General features: G+C 71.0%; 1 pseudogene. It reads right to left on the bottom strand.

Going from position 1 to position 321, the window contains the following annotated elements:
- Positions 1-196: pseudogene (locus MFF64_RS36715) on the bottom strand (DUF599 family protein); the annotation flags it as partial.
- Between the last annotated feature and the right edge of the window lie 125 nt (positions 197-321).

The following is a 321-nucleotide window of genomic DNA, read 5'->3' as shown; positions in this document are numbered from 1 at the left end:
CCACCCGGTTGTCGCGGCCGATGACCTGCCGCGCCCAGTTGGAGCGGTGGACGTTCATGATCTGGCTGAGGGAGACCATCCGGCCGCGCAGGCGCCCGACCGACAGGCCGTACGCCACCCAGGCCACGATGAAGTAGACCAGGGCCCCGATATCGAGGGGCGAGAAGGCGGCGCTGCCGGTGGTCGGGTCGGTCATGATCTCGGAGCGCCAGGAGCGGAATCGGATACGGCCTCACGGCCATACCAGTCCGGCCCGCCCCGCAGAACCCGCCCGGCTCAGCCCCGCAGGATGTCGAAGCCGCGCGTGTCTGGCGGGTCGCC

The organism is Methylobacterium frigidaeris (genome assembly GCF_022179185.1).
Classification (GTDB): domain Bacteria; phylum Pseudomonadota; class Alphaproteobacteria; order Rhizobiales; family Beijerinckiaceae; genus Methylobacterium; species Methylobacterium frigidaeris.
The sequence above is the reverse complement of the archived record's forward strand: the minus strand, read 5'-3'. Positions and strand labels throughout refer to the sequence as shown.